Origin of the sequence: Methylobacterium sp. J-043 (assembly GCF_022829505.1) — a bacterium.
In the GTDB taxonomy this organism is placed as follows: Bacteria; Pseudomonadota; Alphaproteobacteria; order Rhizobiales; family Beijerinckiaceae; genus Methylobacterium; species Methylobacterium extorquens_A.
On sequence record NZ_JAKSYB010000043.1, the window covers coordinates 111419 to 128793 of the forward strand.

At 70.0% G+C, this 17375-nt stretch carries 17 protein-coding genes and 1 pseudogene; 11 read left to right on the forward strand and 7 right to left on the reverse strand.

All coding sequences use genetic code 11. The features are described from left to right. Nucleotides 1-89 precede the first annotated feature (89 nt). Together MKK50_RS11060 and MKK50_RS11065 are read left to right on the forward strand one after the other, a co-directional pair. Nucleotides 90-986, forward strand: a complete 897-nt coding sequence (locus MKK50_RS11060) for a GGDEF domain-containing response regulator (protein WP_253373074.1) — start codon at nucleotides 90-92, stop codon at nucleotides 984-986. Between the two features lie 194 nt (nucleotides 987-1180). Further along, nucleotides 1181-1876, forward strand: a complete 696-nt coding sequence (locus tag MKK50_RS11065) for a response regulator transcription factor (protein WP_499022238.1) — start codon at nucleotides 1181-1183, stop codon at nucleotides 1874-1876. 60 nt (nucleotides 1877-1936) lie between these two features. On the opposite strand, the gene MKK50_RS11070 is transcribed toward MKK50_RS11065, so the two are convergent. Beyond that, a complete protein-coding gene (locus MKK50_RS11070; protein WP_253373078.1) occupies nucleotides 1937-3352 on the reverse strand; it encodes a cytochrome ubiquinol oxidase subunit I in 1416 nt (471 codons plus the stop codon). A 128-nt stretch (nucleotides 3353-3480) separates the two neighbouring features. On the opposite strand from MKK50_RS11070, the pseudogene MKK50_RS11075 reads away from it, so the two are divergent. Then, nucleotides 3481-3978: pseudogene (locus tag MKK50_RS11075) on the forward strand (methyl-accepting chemotaxis protein); the annotation flags it as partial. 7 nt (nucleotides 3979-3985) lie between these two features. Here MKK50_RS11075 and MKK50_RS11080 read toward each other — a convergent pair. Further along, a complete protein-coding gene (locus MKK50_RS11080) occupies nucleotides 3986-5188 on the reverse strand; it encodes a DNA topoisomerase IB (RefSeq protein ID WP_499022240.1) in 1203 nt (400 codons plus the stop codon). A gap of 83 nt (nucleotides 5189-5271) precedes the next feature. On the opposite strand from MKK50_RS11080, the gene MKK50_RS11085 reads away from it, so the two are divergent. The 6 genes from MKK50_RS11085 (at nucleotide 5272) to MKK50_RS11110 (ending at nucleotide 10297) form a co-directional block, all read left to right on the forward strand. After that, nucleotides 5272-6420, forward strand: coding sequence for a glycosyltransferase family 4 protein (locus MKK50_RS11085; protein WP_499022242.1), 1149 nt, complete (start codon nucleotides 5272-5274; stop codon nucleotides 6418-6420). A 31-nt stretch (nucleotides 6421-6451) separates the two neighbouring features. Continuing rightward, on the forward strand, nucleotides 6452-6760 hold the full coding sequence (locus tag MKK50_RS11090) for a hypothetical protein (RefSeq protein ID WP_499022244.1): 309 nt from the start codon (nucleotides 6452-6454) through the stop codon (nucleotides 6758-6760). Between the two features lie 64 nt (nucleotides 6761-6824). Next, entirely contained in the window at nucleotides 6825-7475 is a 651-nt protein-coding gene (locus tag MKK50_RS11095) for a class I SAM-dependent methyltransferase (protein ID WP_499022247.1), read from the forward strand. Between the two features lie 78 nt (nucleotides 7476-7553). Next, a complete protein-coding gene (locus MKK50_RS11100) occupies nucleotides 7554-8804 on the forward strand; it encodes a NupC/NupG family nucleoside CNT transporter (protein ID WP_499022249.1) in 1251 nt (416 codons plus the stop codon). Between the two features lie 75 nt (nucleotides 8805-8879). After that, entirely contained in the window at nucleotides 8880-9206 is a 327-nt protein-coding gene (locus tag MKK50_RS11105; protein ID WP_499022251.1) for a hypothetical protein, read from the forward strand. Nucleotides 9207-9313: 107 nt separating this feature from the next. Next, nucleotides 9314-10297: a hypothetical protein gene (locus MKK50_RS11110; RefSeq protein ID WP_499022253.1), complete on the forward strand. Its 984-nt coding sequence runs from the start codon at nucleotides 9314-9316 to the stop codon at nucleotides 10295-10297. Nucleotides 10298-10336: 39 nt separating this feature from the next. Here the strand turns inward: MKK50_RS11110 and MKK50_RS11115 are convergent, their stop codons facing one another. Further along, nucleotides 10337-10636: a hypothetical protein gene (locus tag MKK50_RS11115; protein ID WP_499022255.1), complete on the reverse strand. Its 300-nt coding sequence runs from the start codon at nucleotides 10634-10636 to the stop codon at nucleotides 10337-10339. 367 nt (nucleotides 10637-11003) lie between these two features. On the opposite strand from MKK50_RS11115, the gene MKK50_RS11120 reads away from it, so the two are divergent. Further along, a complete protein-coding gene (locus MKK50_RS11120; protein WP_499022257.1) occupies nucleotides 11004-12326 on the forward strand; it encodes a homoserine dehydrogenase in 1323 nt (440 codons plus the stop codon). A gap of 177 nt (nucleotides 12327-12503) precedes the next feature. Next, complete coding sequence (gene glpX / locus MKK50_RS11125) at nucleotides 12504-13499, forward strand: class II fructose-bisphosphatase (RefSeq protein WP_253374088.1); 996 nt, start codon at nucleotides 12504-12506, stop codon at nucleotides 13497-13499. Nucleotides 13500-13558: 59 nt separating this feature from the next. Here glpX and MKK50_RS11130 read toward each other — a convergent pair whose 3' ends face one another. The 4 genes from MKK50_RS11130 to purE all read right to left on the reverse strand — a co-directional run bounded on the left by MKK50_RS11130 (nucleotide 13559) and on the right by purE (nucleotide 17177). Then, nucleotides 13559-13939: a response regulator gene (locus tag MKK50_RS11130; protein WP_499022259.1), complete on the reverse strand. Its 381-nt coding sequence runs from the start codon at nucleotides 13937-13939 to the stop codon at nucleotides 13559-13561. Between the two features lie 372 nt (nucleotides 13940-14311). Next, a complete protein-coding gene (locus MKK50_RS11135; protein WP_499022261.1) occupies nucleotides 14312-15172 on the reverse strand; it encodes a tetratricopeptide repeat protein in 861 nt (286 codons plus the stop codon). Nucleotides 15173-15549: 377 nt separating this feature from the next. Further along, nucleotides 15550-16662 (reverse strand): 5-(carboxyamino)imidazole ribonucleotide synthase, encoded by a 1113-nt coding sequence (locus tag MKK50_RS11140; protein ID WP_499022262.1) that lies wholly within the window; start codon nucleotides 16660-16662, stop codon nucleotides 15550-15552. Between the two features lie 17 nt (nucleotides 16663-16679). Then, the gene (purE, locus tag MKK50_RS11145; protein WP_499022264.1) at nucleotides 16680-17177 is read right to left on the reverse strand and encodes a 5-(carboxyamino)imidazole ribonucleotide mutase; all 498 of its coding nucleotides are present in this window, start codon (nucleotides 17175-17177) and stop codon (nucleotides 16680-16682) included. Nucleotides 17178-17375: the final 198 nt, after the last annotated feature.

Below are 17375 nucleotides of genomic sequence, written 5' to 3' on the forward strand. Positions count from 1 at the left end.
GCGCCTCCCTTCCTCAGCGCGCTACGGAGTCTAGACGGCCCTTTAACCTGTCTTGCGCACAATCTCCGCCGGTCAGCGGGGGTAGAGCCGTGCACATCGTCATCGTGGATTCGAGCCGCGTCGTCCTGCGGATCGTGGCCGGCATGCTCGAACCGCGGGGGCATGTGGTGACACAGTTCACGGATTCCGGTGAGGCGCTGACCTACATCACCGACAATCCGAAGGTCCGTGCCCTGATCACCAGTCTGGAAGTCCGTCCGCTGAGTGGATTGGAGCTGTGCTGGTCGGCCCGCCTGCTGTCCGAATCGAGCCGTCCGCTCTCGATCATCGCCATGTCCTCGGCCCGAAACGCCCGCAACCTCGCCGAGGCTCTCGACAGCGGCGCCGACGACTTCATCGACAAGCCGCCGGGCGCCGAGGAATTGCAGGCGCGGCTGCGGGCGGCCGAGCGCCTCACCACGCTCCAGAGTGACCTGATCCGGCTTGCCGAGACCGATTCGCTCACCGGCCTGCTCAACCGCCGCGCCTTCCTCCGGCGCACGCGCGAGGCCGCCCAGAAGGCTGGGTCGTTCGGGCATCTCTGCGCCGTGATCCTCGACATCGACCATTTCAAACGCATCAACGACGAGCACGGCCACGATGTCGGCGACGCGGCGATCAAGGCGGTGGCGGGACTGATCGAGGCGGAGGGCATTGCCGGGCGCCTGGGCGGGGAGGAGTTCGCGGTGGTGCTGGCCGGTCAGCGCCTCGCGGAGGCCGAAGCGATCGCCTCCCGCCTGCGCCTCAAGACATCGGATCTCCGCATCCGCTCGACCAAGGGGCCGGTGCGCCTCACCTGCAGCTTCGGCGTCAGCGAATGGTCCGAGGGCGAGACGGTCGAGGGCCTTCTGAAGCGGGCCGACATCGCCCTGTACGAAGCCAAGACGACGGGCCGCGATCGCGTGGTCTCGGCGATGTCCGACCTCATCCTCTCCCGGACGGCGTGAGACGTTCGCAGCCCGGCGGCCTGGCCGCCGCGGGTAAGGTGACCGCTTCGTCCCGAAGCGGGACGGTGATCGCCGGACGGCTCCGCGAGGGAACGTTTCGGGGCAATAGAGCCCCCTAAACCGCTGGAACGACTCTTGTTCTTCTCCATCCGCACAAGCCGCACCGTTCTGCGGCGGGACGAGAGGGGAGCGGCATGAGTCAGGCCGTCAAGCACACCGCCAGCCACACGGCGGGCCGGGCTGTCGAGCTTTTGATCGTCGATGAGCCGGCGGGGCTCGACGAACGGATGCGCGCCGAGCTGGAGCATGCGCCGGCCCTGCGGACCATCGGCGAGGACGATCTGGCCCGCGGCGGTCCGGTGCCGGCCGTGGCGCTGGTCCCGGTGGACGGGGCGCGAGCGGAGGCCGGCTGCGCGCGGATCGCGGCCTTGCGCGACGGGCGGCCCTGGCTGCGGGTGCTCGCGGTGTTCCGGACCCTCGACGCGCCGGCGATGAACCGGCTGATCGCCGCCGGCGCCGACGCCTTCATCGGCTGCGGAACCCCGGCGGACGAGGTCTGCGCCAGCGTGCTCGCCCTCGCGAAGGGCACATCGCCCGCCTCGTCGTCCGCCCGCCCGGCCGCCGAGGATTCGGCCATCGGGCTCACCCCGCGCGAGGCGGAGGTTCTACGCTTCCTCAGCGCCGGCTTCAGCAACAAGGAAGTCGCCCGGCGGCTCTCGCTGAGCGTCCGGACGGTCGAGACCCATCGGCTGAACCTGCGCCGCAAGACGCAGACCGGTCGCCTCAAGGATCTCGTCACCCTCGCACGCCAGCTCGGTCTCGCCCCGGTGCTCGACACCGAGACGCCGCGCAGCCCGACACGCCACACCGCCCACGCCGCCCGAGCCTGAAGGCCCAGGTCCGACGCACCATTTTCCGAAGCGCCGGCCGGCCTTTGATGGGAATGCGCTCTAGATCGAGCGCGGCTCCAGCTTCTCGTCCAGCGCCGAGAGGGGACGCTTCGGCTTGCGGCCGACATCTTCGCCGCGCACCGAGGGCTCGAACGGCTCGGGGCCTTTGCGCAGCAGCTTCGCGAGATAGTAGCTGCCGAAGCCGAAGATGATCGCGTAGGCGACGACGAAGGCGATGAGCGAGGTCGTCACGGCCTGGGCGGTGAGCGGCGAATGGGCATCCGCCGTCTTGAGCTGACCGTAGACGATGTAGGGCTGGCGCCCGATCTCGGCGGTGAACCAGCCGAAGATCACCGCGCCGAAGCCCGAAGGCGTCATCAGCATGGCGCAGGTGAGGAAGACGCGGTTCGTGAACAGCGTACCCTTCCAGCGCAGATACAGGCTCCACAGGCTGAGGAGGAGCATCGCCATGCCGATCGCGACCATGGCGCGGAAGGCATAGAACACCGGCCAGACCGGCGGGCGCTTGTCCGGCGTCACGTCTTTCAGGCCCGGCACCACGCCGGAGAAGTCGTGGGTGAGGATGAACGAGCCGAGGCGCGGGATGCCGATCTCGAAGTCGTTGCGCTCGGCCTCCATGTTCGGGATCGCGAACAGCAGCAGCGGCATGTTGGCCTGAGTGTCCCAGTTCGCCTCGATCGCCGCGAGCTTGGTCGGCTGGTGCTTGAGCACGCCGAGGCCGTGGGTGTCGCCGACGAAGATCTGGATCGGCGTGAAGATCAGCGCGAACCACAGGGCCATGGAGAGCGAGACCCGGGCCCCCTGAACCTTGGCCGGCGGCTCCTTGCGGGCGCGCAGGATCATCCAGGCCGCCATGCCCGAGACCGCGAAGGCGGTGGTGAGGAAGCAGCCGAGCACCATGTGCGCGTAGCGGATTGGGAAGCTCGGGTTGAAGATCACCTGCCACCAGTCGGTGGCCACCGCCCGGCCGTTCTCGATCGTGAAGCCCGCCGGCGTCTGCATCCAGGAATTGGCCGAGAGGATCCAGAAGGCGGAGATCAGCGTACCGAGCGAGACCATGCAGGTCGCCAGGAAGTGCAGCCGGTCACCGACGCGGTCCCAGCCGAACAGCATGATCCCGAGGAAGCCGGCCTCCAGGAAGAAGGCGGTGATGACCTCGTACTGGATCAGCGGGCCCAGCACGTTGCCGGTGAAGTCGGAGTAGCGCGACCAGTTCGTGCCGAGCTGGTAGCTCATCACGATACCCGAGACGACACCGAGGCCGAACGAGACCGCGAAGGCCTTCACCCAGAACCGGTAGAGCATCCGGTACATCGGGTTCCTCGTCCACAGCCACTGCGCTTCGAGCCGCACGAGGAAGGCGGCGAGACCGATGGTGAAGGCCGGGAAGATGATGTGGAAGGCCATCGTGAAGCCGAACTGGATGCGCGAGAGCATCAGGGCGTCGAGTTCCATCGCGTCACCTTCCTGACCGTGGCGTCACCGCGGTTCGCGGAGCGGCGGCTGTCATGCCGTACGGCGGACCGCGCCGATTCATCCATCAACCGGTCTCGGAGGAGGCCGGTTCTCCGCACGCATCGATTGGGCGGATCGAGCGATACCCGAATCTGCGCGGGCGCAGCGTGGCGAGCGAACCCTGGTTCCGGAATGCGATCCGCTTGGCCGGCGGCGACGACTATGTTCCGGGCGAGATTCGGTGCGAGGCGCAGCTCGGCGGTGGGCAGATCGCGACCTATGCCGCTGGGATCTACGAGTCGGGCGGCGGGCCGGCCTGCGGTGTGCTGGCGATCCACTTCGATTGGGAAGCGCAAGCGAAGTCCATCGTCGAAGGCGTGCGGATCGCCGGGGAGGATCGGGCACGCACCCGCGTGGTGCTCGTCGATGCGCAACGTCGCATCCTCGCCGCCTCCGACGGTAAGGGCGTCCTCACCGAGACGCTCGCCGTGGACCTGAACGGGCGGGAAAGCGGCATCGTCCGCGATGCCCGGTCCGGCACCGTCACGGCCTTCAACCGCACGCCGGGCTACGAGACCTATCGCGGGCTCGGCTGGTACGGCGCCATCGTCCAGAGCGGCACCTGAAGACGCCTCACGCCGCCCGTCTGCCTCCGGACGTGCGCTTCGTGCCGGTCGCCCTCGCCTTGCGGCCTCCGGTCTGGCGCGGCGGCTCGATCTTTGTCGTGCTCTCGATCTTCTTACCTTTGGAGGCGGCCTTCGTCGCCTGTTCCAGCCGCCCCCGCAGCAGGCTCAGCACCGCCGCCTCCTCCGGGCGCAGCACGCCGAGGTCGTTCTTGAGTTCGCCCTCGACCGCGTCCTTGACCTGCAACAGCATCCCGCCTTCGAGGTAGCAGTCGAGGATCTGCGGGTGGATGTAGCACTTGCGGCAGATGGTCGGCGTGTTGCCGAGCCGCCCGGCCACGGACTCGATCGCCGCGCGCAGGTTCTTCTTGGCCCCCGCCGCGCTGTCGAATGCCTCGAACTCCCGCAGTGCCAGGGCCGCGAGCACGGTGCCCGCCCAGGTGCGGAAATCCTTGGCCGTGAAATCCTCGCCCGTGATCTCGCGGAGATACGCGTTCACATCCGACGAGGTGACGTCGCGCCGCTCGCCCTCTTCGTCGAGATACTGGAACAGCTCCTGGCCGGGCAGATCCTGGCAGGCCTTGACGATCTTGGCGACGCGCCGGTCGCGCACCGAGACCGACCATTCCTTGCCGCTCTTGCCCTTGAAGCGGAAGCGCATCTCGGAGCCCGCCACCTTCACGTGCGGATCGCGCAGGGTGGTGAGGCCGTAGCTCTTGTTCGAGCGGGCGTAATCGTCGTTGCCGACGCGGATCAGCGTGGTCTCCAAGAGGTGGACGACGGTGGCGAGCACCTTCTCGCGGGGTAGGCCGCGCTTGCCCATATCGGCGTCGATCCGCGCGCGGATGCCCGGCAGCGCCTCGGCGAAGGCCATGATGCGGTGGAACTTCGAGGCCTCCCGCGCCTCGCGGAAGCGGGGATGGTAGCGGTACTGCTTGCGCCCCTTCTCGTCGCGCCCGGTCGCCTGGATGTGGCCGTTCGGGTGCGGGCAGATCCACACCTCCGTGTAGGCCGGCGGGATCGCGAGGCTTTTCAGCCGAGCGATCTCCTCCGCGTCGCGGATCGCGGCCCCCTTCGGATCGATGTAGCGGAAGCCCTTGCCGTTGCGCTTGCGCCGCAGGCCGGGCTTCGAATCGTCCACATAGCGCAGGCCCGCATCCCGCGCGGCCTCGCGGGGATCGACCACGCCGCCTCCGGCCTCCTCCGACAGCATGACGCCCTCCCTCATTTGTAGGGCGACAACGGGGTGGAAGGCGGCGCTGTTCCGGAGCGGGGGCCGTGCTATGGCCACGCACGATGACCACTTCAACAGCCTCTTACGCCGGCAAAAGCCTCGTCTTCGTCGTCACCGAGGACTGGTTCTTCGCCTCGCACTTCCTGCCGATGGCCCGCGCTGCCCGGCAGATGGGACTCTCGGTCGCGGTGGTGACGCGGGTGCGCGCGCACCGCGCCGTGATCGAGGCGGCCGGCATCCGCGTCGTGCCGCTCGAAGCGGAGCGCTCCAGCCTCAACCCGATGACGGCGGGCTACGCCGCGGGGCAACTCGCGGGCATCCTGAAGGCACTCAAGGCCGATATCGTCCACTGCGTCGCGCTGCGCGGCATCCTCGTCGGCGGCACCGCCGCGGCGATGGCCGGCATCCCGCGCCGTGTCTTCGCGCTGACCGGACTCGGCCTGCTCGGCGCCCGCGCGGACGCGACCGGGCGGCTGTCGCGGCTTGCTCTGAAAGGGCTGATCCGCGGCCCGCTGGCGAGCCGGCAGACCCGCTTCCTGTTCGAGAACCCGGACGACGCCCGCGCGCTCGGCCTCGACCCGTCCGACACCGCCGTGACCCTGATCGGCGGCGCGGGCGTCGATCCAGACGCCTTCGCGCCGCGCCCGCTCCCACCGCCTTCGCCGCTGAAGGTCGCCATCGTCGCGCGGATGCTGTGGTCGAAGGGGATCGATGTCGCGGTCGAGGCGGTGCGCCGAGCCCGCGCCGGGGGTGCGGCGGTGGAACTCTCGCTCTACGGCGCACCCGACCCGTCGAACCGCCGGGCGATCCCCGAGGCCACGTTGCGGGACTGGTCGCGCGACGGCGTGACGTGGCACGGACCGACCGGGGACGTGGCCGGCGTGTTCGCCGCCCACCATGTCGGCGCCCTGCCCTCCCGCGGCGGCGAGGGGTTGCCGCGCACGCTGCTGGAAGCGGGTGCGTGCGGCCGGGCCATCCTCACCAGCGATGTGCCGGGCTGCCGCGACCTCGTGCGCGATGGTGTCGAGGGCCTGCTCGTTCCGCCGGGCGACGCCGCCGCGCTCGCCGCGGCACTGACCCGGCTCGCCGCCGACCCTGCGCTCGTCGCGCGGATGGGTGCGGCGGCGCGGTCGCGCATTCTCGAAGGCGGCTACACGGAAGCCGCCGTCGCCGGGACGGTGGCCGGGCTCTACGCGGAGCTGCTGCGATAGACATCGGAGAGAGCGGGACAGGGAGGCTTCGATGACCGAACCCGCCGGCCGGCGCAGCCTCGACCAGCTCATCGCGCGCGACGCTCCGGCTTGGCCGCCCGTCCTGTCCTGGGCGGCCGATCCTGACGCCAAGCCGAGCCGCTGCTTCCTCGGCGACACGCGCGCCTTCTACGCCGACTTCTCTGAGTTGTGCCGCTGGGACAAGCACCCCTGCCCCGGCTTCGATGAGGCCTTTTCCTTCTATCCCTTCCCCTGGTCGGCGGAGGCCGGCAGCGACGTCAGCCGCCGGGCCGTGCCGATCGACGAGGTCCGGTGCCTCAAGTCCGAGCTTGCGGACTGATGCGGATCGGCCTCCCCTCACTTTTCCCGCGCCGTTCCAGGCCGCTTCCCACTGGGTCGATTCCGTGACGCCCGTTCGCGATCCCGTCCGCTTCATCCGCGAACACACAGCCCTGCGCCCGGTGCCGCACGCCCCCGAGATCGTCCTGCACGTCGCCGACGAGGCGACCGCGCTGTGGCAGAAGACCGAGGACGAGTTGGAGGCGATCGGCCTGCCGCCGCCGTTCTGGGCCTTTGCCTGGGCCGGGGGACAGGCACTCGCCCGCTACATCCTCGACAACCCCGCCACCGTGGCGGGGCGGCGGGTGGTCGATTTCGCCTCGGGCTCCGGCCTCGTCGCCATCGCCGCCGCGATGGCCGGCGCGGCCCACGTCACCGCGAGCGACCTCGACCCCTTCGCGCTCCACGCGATCCCCCTCAACGCGGCGGCCAACGGGGTGGCGAACCGCATTACGGCGGACGGCAGCGACCTCATCGGCACGGATGCGGCCTGCGTGCTGGCCGCCGACATCTTCTACGAGCGCGACCTCGCCGCCGCGGTCGGCGGCTGGCTCGGCGACCTGCATGGGCGCGGACGCACGGTCCTGATCGGCGATCCCGGCCGCAGCTACCTGCCCCGCGAACGGCTCGTGCCGCTCGTGACCTACGAGGTGCCCGTCACGCGGTCGCTGGAGGATGCCGAGATCAAGCGATCCTCGGTCTGGCGCTTCGCCTGATACGGCGCCGCTTGCTGCGCTGGCCCGGATCGCGCATCCGCTGGGAAGCCCTCACTCTCTCCCCGCCCGGTTCGAAAAATGCTCGACAGGTTGTTCCATGCCGGCGCGAGCGTTGCCCTGCTGCTGGCCGTGGCGTGGCTGTTCTCGGTGAACCGGCGGGCGATCCGGCCGCGGGTGGTGCTCGCCGCCCTGGCGCTTCAGGTCGGGATCGGCGCGCTGATTCTGCTCGTGCCCGCCGGGCAGCGAGCGCTCGGCGTGGTGGCCGATGTCGTTACCACCGTGCTTTCCTTCGGCGACAGGGGCACCGCCTTCCTGTTCGGCGGTCTCGTCGAGCCGCGGATGTTCGAGCTGTTCGGCGGCTCGGGCTTCATCCTGGCCCTGCGGGTGCTGCCGCAGATCCTCTACGTCTCGGCCCTGATCGGCGTACTCTACCATCTGGGCGTGATGCAGGCGCTGGCACGCATCCTCGGTGCGGGCTTGCGAAAGCTGCTCGGCACCTCGGCCATCGAATCCTTCTCGGCGGTCGTCACCATCTTCATCGGGCAAAGCGAGATCGCGGTGGCCCTGCGCCCCTTCCTCGCGGCGCTGACCGGGGCCGAGCTGTTCGCGGTGATGACGAGCGGGGCGGCCTCCACCGCCGGGTCGATCCTCGCCGGATACGCGGCACTCGGCGTGCCGATGCCGTATCTGCTGGCCGCCTCGTTCATGGCGATTCCCGGCGGGCTGCTTTACGCCAAGATCCTCGTGCCCTCGACCGAGCCGACGCGCATCCTCACGACGCGGGTCGAGTTCGGCGAGGCGCGCGCAGCCAACGTGATCGAGGCCGCCGCCGACGGCACGCAGAAGGGCCTCGGCGTCGCCGTCGCGGTCGGCGCCATGCTGATCGCCTTCGTCGGTCTGATCGCGCTCGTGAACGCCGCCATCGGCTGGGCCGGCGGCGTGTTCGGGTTCGCCGGACTCTCGATCGAGGGCATTCTCGGCGTCGTGCTGGCGCCGCTCGCCTGGCTTCTCGGCGTGCCGTGGGAGCAGGCGACGCTCGTCGGCGGCGCCATCGGCCAGAAGATCGCGTTCAACGAGTTCCTGGCCTATGCCAGCCTCTCGCCGACCCTGAAGGCCGGCACCCTCGACCCGCGCACGAGCGCGATCCTGTGCTTCGCGCTCTGCGGCTTTGCCAACCTCGCCTCGGTGGCGATCCAGCTCGCGAGCTTCACCAGTCTGGCCCCCGAGCGCCGGCCCGAGATCGCCCGGTTCGGCCTGCGGGCGATCCTGGCGGGCACGCTCTCGAACCTCACGAGCGCCGCCATCGCCGGACTGTTCATCACCGGGTGAAACGCCGGGCCGGCGATATCCGGCGAACCTTTCGGCCTGCCCCGTCATTCTGAGAGGATGGAGAACGCGCACGACATGGAACAGGCCCGAGCCACGCCGGACCCGGCGCAAGTCACGGCGCGGGATTGGGACGAGCGGGTCGACCGCGCCAGCCGGAAGCTTCCCGAGCGGGTGCAGCGCGGGGTGGCGTGGCTGCGCGAGCCGGCGCGCTTTCCGGTGCGGCTGCTCGCCGCGATCCTCCTGATCCTCGGCGGCATCTTCTCGATCCTGCCGGTGCTGGGCCTGTGGATGCTGCCGCTCGGCCTTGCGCTGCTGGCCCAGGACGTGCCCGGCCTCAAGGTGCCGATGGAGAAATCCGCCCGCTGGATCGAACGGCAATGGCGGCGCTGGCGCGGGAAATAATCCCTGCTCCTGCCTCGGCGTTCTGCCGCGCTTGACAGGATATCCGCGGCGGACGACCCATCGCGGATGGGCCTCAGCCGAGAAGGGCTCTTCGGAGACAACTTGTGATGCCGTTGCGTCTGTTCTCCCGCGGGTTCGCCGCCGCATTCCTTGCGGCGGCCGTGCTGGCGGGGGCCGCCTCCGCCCCCGTGTCGCCGGCGCGTGCCGAGGACGCGATTTTTCCACCGAGTTCACGGTTCGGTTTCAAGCCCCCATCGGACATGACGATCTCGAAGCGCTTCACCGGCTTCGAACGGCTCGGCGGCGGGGCGATGCTCTCCGTGGTGGAACTGCCGGCCGGCGCCTATCCGGAACTCAAGCAGAGCTTCACCGACGAGAACCTCAAGACGCAGGGCCTCGTCGTCCAGACCCGCGAGCCGGTGACCCTCGATGGCGGGGCCGAGGGCGTGCTGTTCACCGGTGAGCAGACGGCTCCCGACGGACAGGGCACGCCCGCCGCGCGCAAGTGGCTGCTGATCGTCGGCGCCCCGGAGGTGACCGGCATCATCATCGCCCAGGCCGCCGTCGATGCCGAGACCGACGAGTCGATGCGCGGCATGCTCACGGGCCTGCGCATCCGCGGGGCGCTGTCCCTCGACCAGCAGATCGCCGCCCTGCCCTTCCGCCTCAGCGACCTCGCGGGCTTTCGCCCGGTGCGGGCGCTGGCCGGCAATTCCGTGCTGCTGACCCTCGGCCCGCGCGATCAGGTCACCAACCTGGAACAGCCGATCCTCGTGGTCGCCCAGGCGGTGCAGCAACCGACGCCCCAGGAGCAGCGCGACGGCTTCGCCCGCGCCTCGCTCTACGCCAACCAGACGATGAAGGACTTCGTCATCGAGCGCTCGCAGAGCTACCGCCAGAACGGCATCGATTGGCACGAGATCGTGGCGCGTGCCCTCGACATCCCCTCGAGCCAGCCGGTGGTGGTCTCGCAGACGATCCGCTTCAACCCGGACGGCTACATTCGCGCCGTCGGCGTCACCCGCGCCGACCAGCGCGAGCAGATGCTGCCCCTGTTCCGTCAGGTCGTGGACAGCCTGCAACTGCGTTGAAATCCGCTCCTCCCCGCGAGGGAAAGGAGCGGATCCACCTCACTCGCAGACGCGTACGCGCCGGATGTAGATGTCGCCGTAGGGGTCGATGGTCTCGCGGCGCTCGAAGTGACAGATCGGGCCCTCGACATAGACCGGCCGCGGGGGCGCCCGGTAGACCGGCTTGCCGGGATAATAAGGGTCGCTGGCGCCTGCGATCGCACCGCCGACGGCAAGGCCGCCGAGCACGCCGAGCGCCGCCGCGCCACCCGCACCGATGCCGTCCCGCGCCTGGACGGCGGGTGCCGTGCCGAGCGCCAGGGCGCCCGCCACCACGCCCCCGAGAAGGATGCCCCTCATCGTCGAAACTCCTCAGAATCGCGCCCAGCGGCGCCATCGCGTTGCTGCCCGGCAGCGCGGCCGGAGCCTGCGGCTCGAGCGTGACGCTGCCGAGTGAGGAGAAGAGCCCCGGTTTGAGGCCAATCTTCGGCAAGCCGGAACCCGCGCGGCGCACCGGGCCCCGCCCCTCTCATGAGCGCCCGCCAAACCCTTCCCGTCCCGTTTCCTTGCGCACCGGCCCCAAATCGTTGCAGAAGTGCGCGCCGTCCCGGACGTCTTCCGCGCCCTCACCGGACCGCCGCCCAGGCGATCCTTCGAGCGAGCCGCGGCCGTCGGGCGGCAATCCGGAACAGGTCCGGTGTCAACGTCGATTACGGTGCGAACTTCCATGACGCAGACCCTTCGCCTCGGCATTGCGGGGCTCGGCACGGTCGGTGCCTCCGTCCTGCGCATGGTCGCCCGCCGCGCCGAGGCGCTCACCGCCGCGACCGGCCGCACGATCACCGTCACCGCCGTCTCCGCCCGCGACCGGAGCCGCGACCGCGGCGTCGACCTGTCGGGCCTGCACTGGTTCGACGATCCGGTGGCGCTCGCGCGCTCAGGCGAGATCGACGTGTTCGTCGAACTCGTCGGCGGCTCGGAAGGGACGGCCAAGGCGGCGGTCGAGGCGGCGCTCGGGGCCGGCAAGCATGTGGTGACCGCCAACAAGGCGCTGCTCGCCCACCACGGCGCGGCGCTCGCCCGTCTGGCCGAGCAGAACGGCGTCGCGCTGGCCTACGAGGCGTCGGTGGCAGGCGGCATCCCGGTCATCAAGGCGATCCGCGAGGGGCTGTCCGGCAACGCGGTCTCCCGCGTCTACGGCATCCTCAACGGCACCTGCAACTACATCCTCAGCCGGATGGAGGCGGAGGGGCTGACCTTCGAGGCCTGCCTCAAGGACGCGCAGGCGCTCGGCTACGCCGAGGCCGACCCGACCTTCGACGTCGAGGGCTTCGACACCGCCCATAAGCTCGCCATCCTCACCAGCCTCGCCTTCGGCGTGGAGATCGACGCCGAGGGCGTCTCGGTGGAGGGCATCTCGGCGATCCAGCCCCTCGACCTCACCATGGCCGACGAACTCGGCTACCGCATCAAGCTGCTGGGCGTCGCGCAGGCGACGGAGGCGGGGATCGAGCAGCGGGTCCACCCGACCATGGTGGCCAAGGCCTCGGCCATCGCCCAGGTGATGGGCGTGACCAACGCCGTCACCGTCGATGCCGACGCGGTCGGCGAACTGACCCTGATCGGCCCCGGCGCGGGCGGGGCCGCCACGGCCTCCGCGGTCGTGGCCGACATCACCGATGTCGCGCTCGGGCTCGTGCGCCCGACCTTCGGCGGGCCGATCGCGAGCCTCGCGCCGCCGCGCCGGGTCGAGATGCAGCGCCACGAGGGCGGCTACTACATCCGCCTCACCGTGCACGACCGCACCGGCGTTGCGGCCGGCGTCGCCACCCGGATGGCGGAGGCCAACATCTCGATCGAGAGCATCGTCCAGCGCCGCTCGGCCAAGGCCGCCTCCAGCGATCCGCAAGGTCTCTCCGGCCAGCCGGTGCCGCTGGTGCTGATCACCTACGCGGCGACCGAGGGCAATGTCCGCGAGGCGCTGGCCGCGATCGACCGCGATGGCCTGCTCGCCGAGGCGCCGCAATTGATCCGTATCGAGCGCGAATAGGCGAGACGGCGGCCGCGATTCCGGCGAAATGTTGCCGGAGACAACATCCGGTCGAAGAACGAAACATCATGCCGTCGCGTCGCGTCCTGCCCGCTTTCGTCTACGGCGGGAACGAGGGACGACAATCGGCACCGGGCGATGAACAGACCGGGCCTTGGGGATAAGGAACGTAGGGCGATGTCGGCGGCCAATACCGGGATCTTCAGCGATCCCACGGCGCGGGGCCTGACTCTCGAACTGGTGCGGGTGACGGAGGCGGCGGCCATCGCCGCGGCCCGCCTGCGGGGACACGGCCGCGAGAGGGAAGCCGACCAGGCCGCCGTCGATGCCATGCGTGCCGAATTGATGGTGCTGCCGATCGAGGGCCGCGTGGTGATCGGCGAGGGCGAGCGCGACGAGGCGCCGATGCTGTTCATCGGCGAGGCCGTCGGCACCGGCAACGGCCCGTCCGTGGACATCGCGGTCGATCCGCTGGAGGGCACGACGCTCTGCGCCAAGGACATGCCGGGCGCCATCGCCGTGATGGCCCTGGCCGAGCGCGGCTCGCTGCTCGCTGCTCCCGACGTCTACATGCAGAAGATCGCCATCGGCCCCGGCTACCCCCTCGGCACGGTCGATCTCGACTGGAGCCCGGCCCGCAACATCGCCTCGCTCGCCCGCGCCAAGGGCGTGGAGACCGCCGGCATCACCGCGATCATCCTCGACCGGCCGCGCCACATGGACCTGATCGCCGCCGTGCGCGACACCGGCGCCAGCATCCGCCTGATTTCGGACGGCGACATCGCCGCGATCATCCACTGCACCAAGCCCGACGAGACCGGCGTCGACATCTACATGGGCACCGGCGCCGCGCCGGAGGGCGTGATCGCCGCCAGCGCGCTCCGCTGCATCGGCGGCCAGATGCAGGGTCGGCTCATCCTCGATTCCGCCGACAAGCGGGCCCGGGCGGTCAAGATGGGCATCACGGACCCGAACCGGAAATACGACATGCACGACATGGCCCGGGGCGACGTCATCGTCGCGGCCACGGGCGTGACAACCGGGGCCCTGCTTGCGGGCGTGCGGTTCAGCCCCGGCCTCATCGAGACGGAGACGGTGGTCTACCGCTCGAACACCGGCACCGTCCGCCGCATCGCCTGCGAACACCGCCGGCTGGAGAGCGCGCCGGGCTGATCGCGTCCCCCGGCGGGGACCGCGGCCGGGCCGGGATCGGCCCCGGCCCGGCGTTGGACTCAGCCGACCGTAGCTTGGCCGAACAGCGCCTTGGCCAGACGCGCGGGATCGATCGGCTTCTCGCAATGAATCGCGTCCCGCAGGCGCGTCGGGACGGCATTCTCCTCGTAGCCGGTGGCGAAGACGAACGGGACGCCGCGCGCCCTGAGTGCGTCGGCCACCGGAAAGACCATGACCTCACGCAGGTTGATATCGAGCACCGCACCGTCGATGCGCGGGCATTGCTCGATCATCGCCAGAGCGTCATCGACGTTCCCCACCGGGCCGACCACTTGGGCGCCCCTCTCTTCGAACGCGCGCCGGATATCCTCGGCGATGAAATATTCGTCCTCGACGACGAGGACATGCCTTCCGTTGAAAAGTTCGGGTCCGTCTGGCATCGGCCTCTCCCTCTACGCTCTCCCGATACGCTCAGGATTGCGTCAATACCGGAAGTATAAACTGTGAATTCCGTTTCGGAGAGTCCCGCCCACAGATTTCAAGTTGCCCGCAACCAGAGGGAGGTTGTGCTACCGTCGGCACCACCGGTTCGATGCCGACCAGGCTCGCCGGGTACGCCGACCGGCACCGGTGGAAACGCATCCGATCCGTGCGGATGCGGCAATCGCCGGCCAGGCGGCGGCCCGAGACGGGCACCCGGTCACGATGGATCGCCGGTTCCCCAGGCCTTTGCCCAAACGAACAGGGAGCCGCCGGCCGTCGATGGGACCCGCGGCGTTCGATGCTTCTGCGGCCCCTCCCTGGATCGAGCCCTAGAACAGGCCGCCCTGCATGCGGCCGACGCCCTGCTTGGCCACGGCGTTGTTGGGATCGAGGCGCGCGGCCTGCTGGTAGCTCTCGTTCGCCTCTTTGCGGCGGTTCGTCTTCTCGTAGGCCAGCCCGCGATAGGCCCAGGATCCGGCGTCCTTCGCGTTCACGTTCAGCGCCGCGTTGAAGTCCTCGATCGCCTTGTCGTACTGGCCCAGCGAGATCAGGCTCTGGCCGCGTGCGGCGTAGGGGGCGGCGACGAAGGGGTTGCGGTCGATGGCCGCCGCGAAGTCGCCGATCGCCTCCGGGTTGTGGTTCTGCTTCTGCCGCACGAGGCCGCGGGCGTGGTAGGCCTCGGCCGATTCCGGAGCGAGACGGATCGCGGCGTTGAGGTCGTTCAACGCTCCGTCGAGGTCACCCTGGGCACGCTCGAGGTTCGCCCGGCCGATATAGGCGGCGGAAAAATTCGGATCGTTGGTGATCGCCTTCGAGAAGTCCTGCATCGCCGCGTCGGCGCGGCCGGTCTGGCGGTAGGCCAGCGCCCGGTTGTTGTAGGCCGAGGCCGAGTTCGGATCGAGTTGGACCGCCTTCGAGAAGTCGGTGATCGCCTCGCCGAACTGGCCCGCGCGGGCATAGGCCGCGCCGCGGGTGTTGTAGGCGCCGGCATCCGACGGGTTGCGCGAAATCACGTCGCTGAGCGAGGCGATGTTGACGTTGGTGGCGCCCGTCGTGTCGGTCTCCAGCACCGCGAATTGGCGCGGAGCCGTCGCGCTGCCATAGGTCTCGCAGCCGGCCAGCGCCGCGGCCGTCAGCGCGAGGGCACCGATCAGCCTCGCCTTGCGTCCGTCCAGCGTCATCCCGATCATTGTCCCGTTCTCCCCCGCGCCCGCTTGCCCGGATCTCCGCAGCGGCCCGTGAGGGCCCGGATCATCCCGTCGCGCGCACGCTGCCGCAACACGGTGAATGGGCGCTTAAACGATCCCGCAAAACATCCGCATCGCCGATGCGGCCCGCGCCGTGGAGCGGAGGTTCTGCGAAACGAACCCGGGAAGAACAGGCGGGCCCCTCCGGCCGTAGACCGGAGAACACGCACGATGCTTCCGCGGACGCCCCGTACCTTCCGCTGAAACCTCGGGATGTGGCGAAGGTGTGGCCCGCGTCTTCACGCTTTCGCCGAATGCTTCGAACCGGGCTCGACTGTGGTTTTCTGTTGCCGAGAGGCGACAGATTGAATGGTCAAGCTTTAGTCGAGGGGCTTGAGCCGGGTGACGTGCCCCATCTTCCGGCCGGGACGGGCCTCGGCCTTGCCGTAGAGGTGGAGATGGGCGCCCGGCTCGGCGAGCAGGGCGGCCCAGGCATCGGCCTCGGCGCCGATGAGGTTTTCCATTTCCACCGCCATGCCGCCGATGCGCGCGGTGTCGCCGAGCGGCCAGCCGCAGACCGCGCGGACGGTCTGCGCGAATTGCGAGGTCTGCGCACCCTCGATGGTCCAATGCCCGGAATTGTGCACGCGGGGCGCGATCTCGTTGACGACGAGGCGGGCGGCCCCGTCCGGCCCGGCGATCTCGAACATCTCGACGGCGAGCACGCCGACATAGTCCAGCGCCTCGGCGATGGCGCGGGCGATGGCGACCGCCGCGTCACCCGTCGTCCGGGTCAGGCCGGGCGCGGGGACGCGGGTGAGCGCGAGGATATGGTCGCGGTGCTCGTTGGCGCAGGGGTCGTAGGCCGCGAACGTCCCGTCCGGCCCGCGGGCGGCGACCACGGAGATTTCGCGCTCGAACGGCACGAACCCTTCGAGGATGCAGGGCGCACCCTTGAATTCGGCGAGGAGGGCGGCCGGGTCGTCGCCCTCGCGGATCATCCGCTGGCCCTTGCCGTCGTAGCCGAAGCGCCGGGTCTTCAGCACGGCGGGACGGCCGAGCGCCTCCAGGGCCCGCACGAGATCCTCGACCGTATCGACCGCCCGGTAGGGCGCAGTCGGGATGCCGAGACCCGTCACGAAGTCCTTCTCGGAGAGACGGTCCTGGGTCGTGAGCAAAGCCGTTGCGCTGGGGCGCAGGGTCGCGTGCTCGGCGAGCACCGCGGCGGTGGCGTGGGGGATGTTCTCGAACTCGTAGGTGACGACATCGCAGGCATCGGCGAAGGCGGCGAGCGCCGCCGCGTCGTCGTAGGGCGCCAGGGTGTGGGCGTGGGCCACGTCGAAGGCCGGACTGTCGGCGTCGGGGGCGTAGATGTGGACCTTGAGGCCGTAATGGGCCGCCGCGAGCGCGATCATGCGGCCGAGCTGGCCGCCGCCGACGATGCCGAGGGTGCCGCCGGGCCGGATCTGCGGCGAGGAGGTGGGAGAGGCCATGGTGCTTCGTGTCGTTGTCAGGCTTGAGAGGAATCCGGCCGTTCGGCGACGGACTCGGTCTGGCGGGCGCGCCACGCTTCGAGCCGTTCGGCGAGCCCGGCATCGGTGAGCGCCAGCACGGCGGCGGCGAGCAGGGCGGCGTTGACGGCTCCGGCCCGGCCGATCGCCAGAGTGCCGACGGGAATGCCGGCGGGCATCTGCACGATGGAAAGCAGGCTGTCCTGCCCCGAGAGCGCCTTCGACTCGACCGGAACGCCGAAGACCGGCAGCGAGGTCATCGCCGCCGTCATGCCGGGCAGATGCGCCGCGCCGCCTGCGCCCGCGATCACCACCTTGAAGCCGGCCTCCCGCGCGCCCTTGGCGAAAGCGACGAGCCGGTCCGGGGTGCGGTGGGCCGAGACGATGCGGGCATCGTAGGCGACGCCGAGCGCGTCCAGCGTCTCGGCGGCGTTGCGCATGGTCGCCCAGTCCGACTGGCTTCCCATGATGATCGCGACCGGGGGCGATCCCAGCATCGTCGTCTGGCCCATTACGAGGAAGCGGGCCCGTCGGCCCGCGAAAACGCCGAATAACAGGGGGGCCCGCACCCCGGCAAGGCGAGACCGCGCAAACGCTTGAAATGCCGGCCGGCCACAGGGAGCAAGCTTCGCCCCTGCCGCGCCTTTGCGGTGGGGCGGAGATACCGGCGACGCCCTGTGAAAATCCCCCGATTC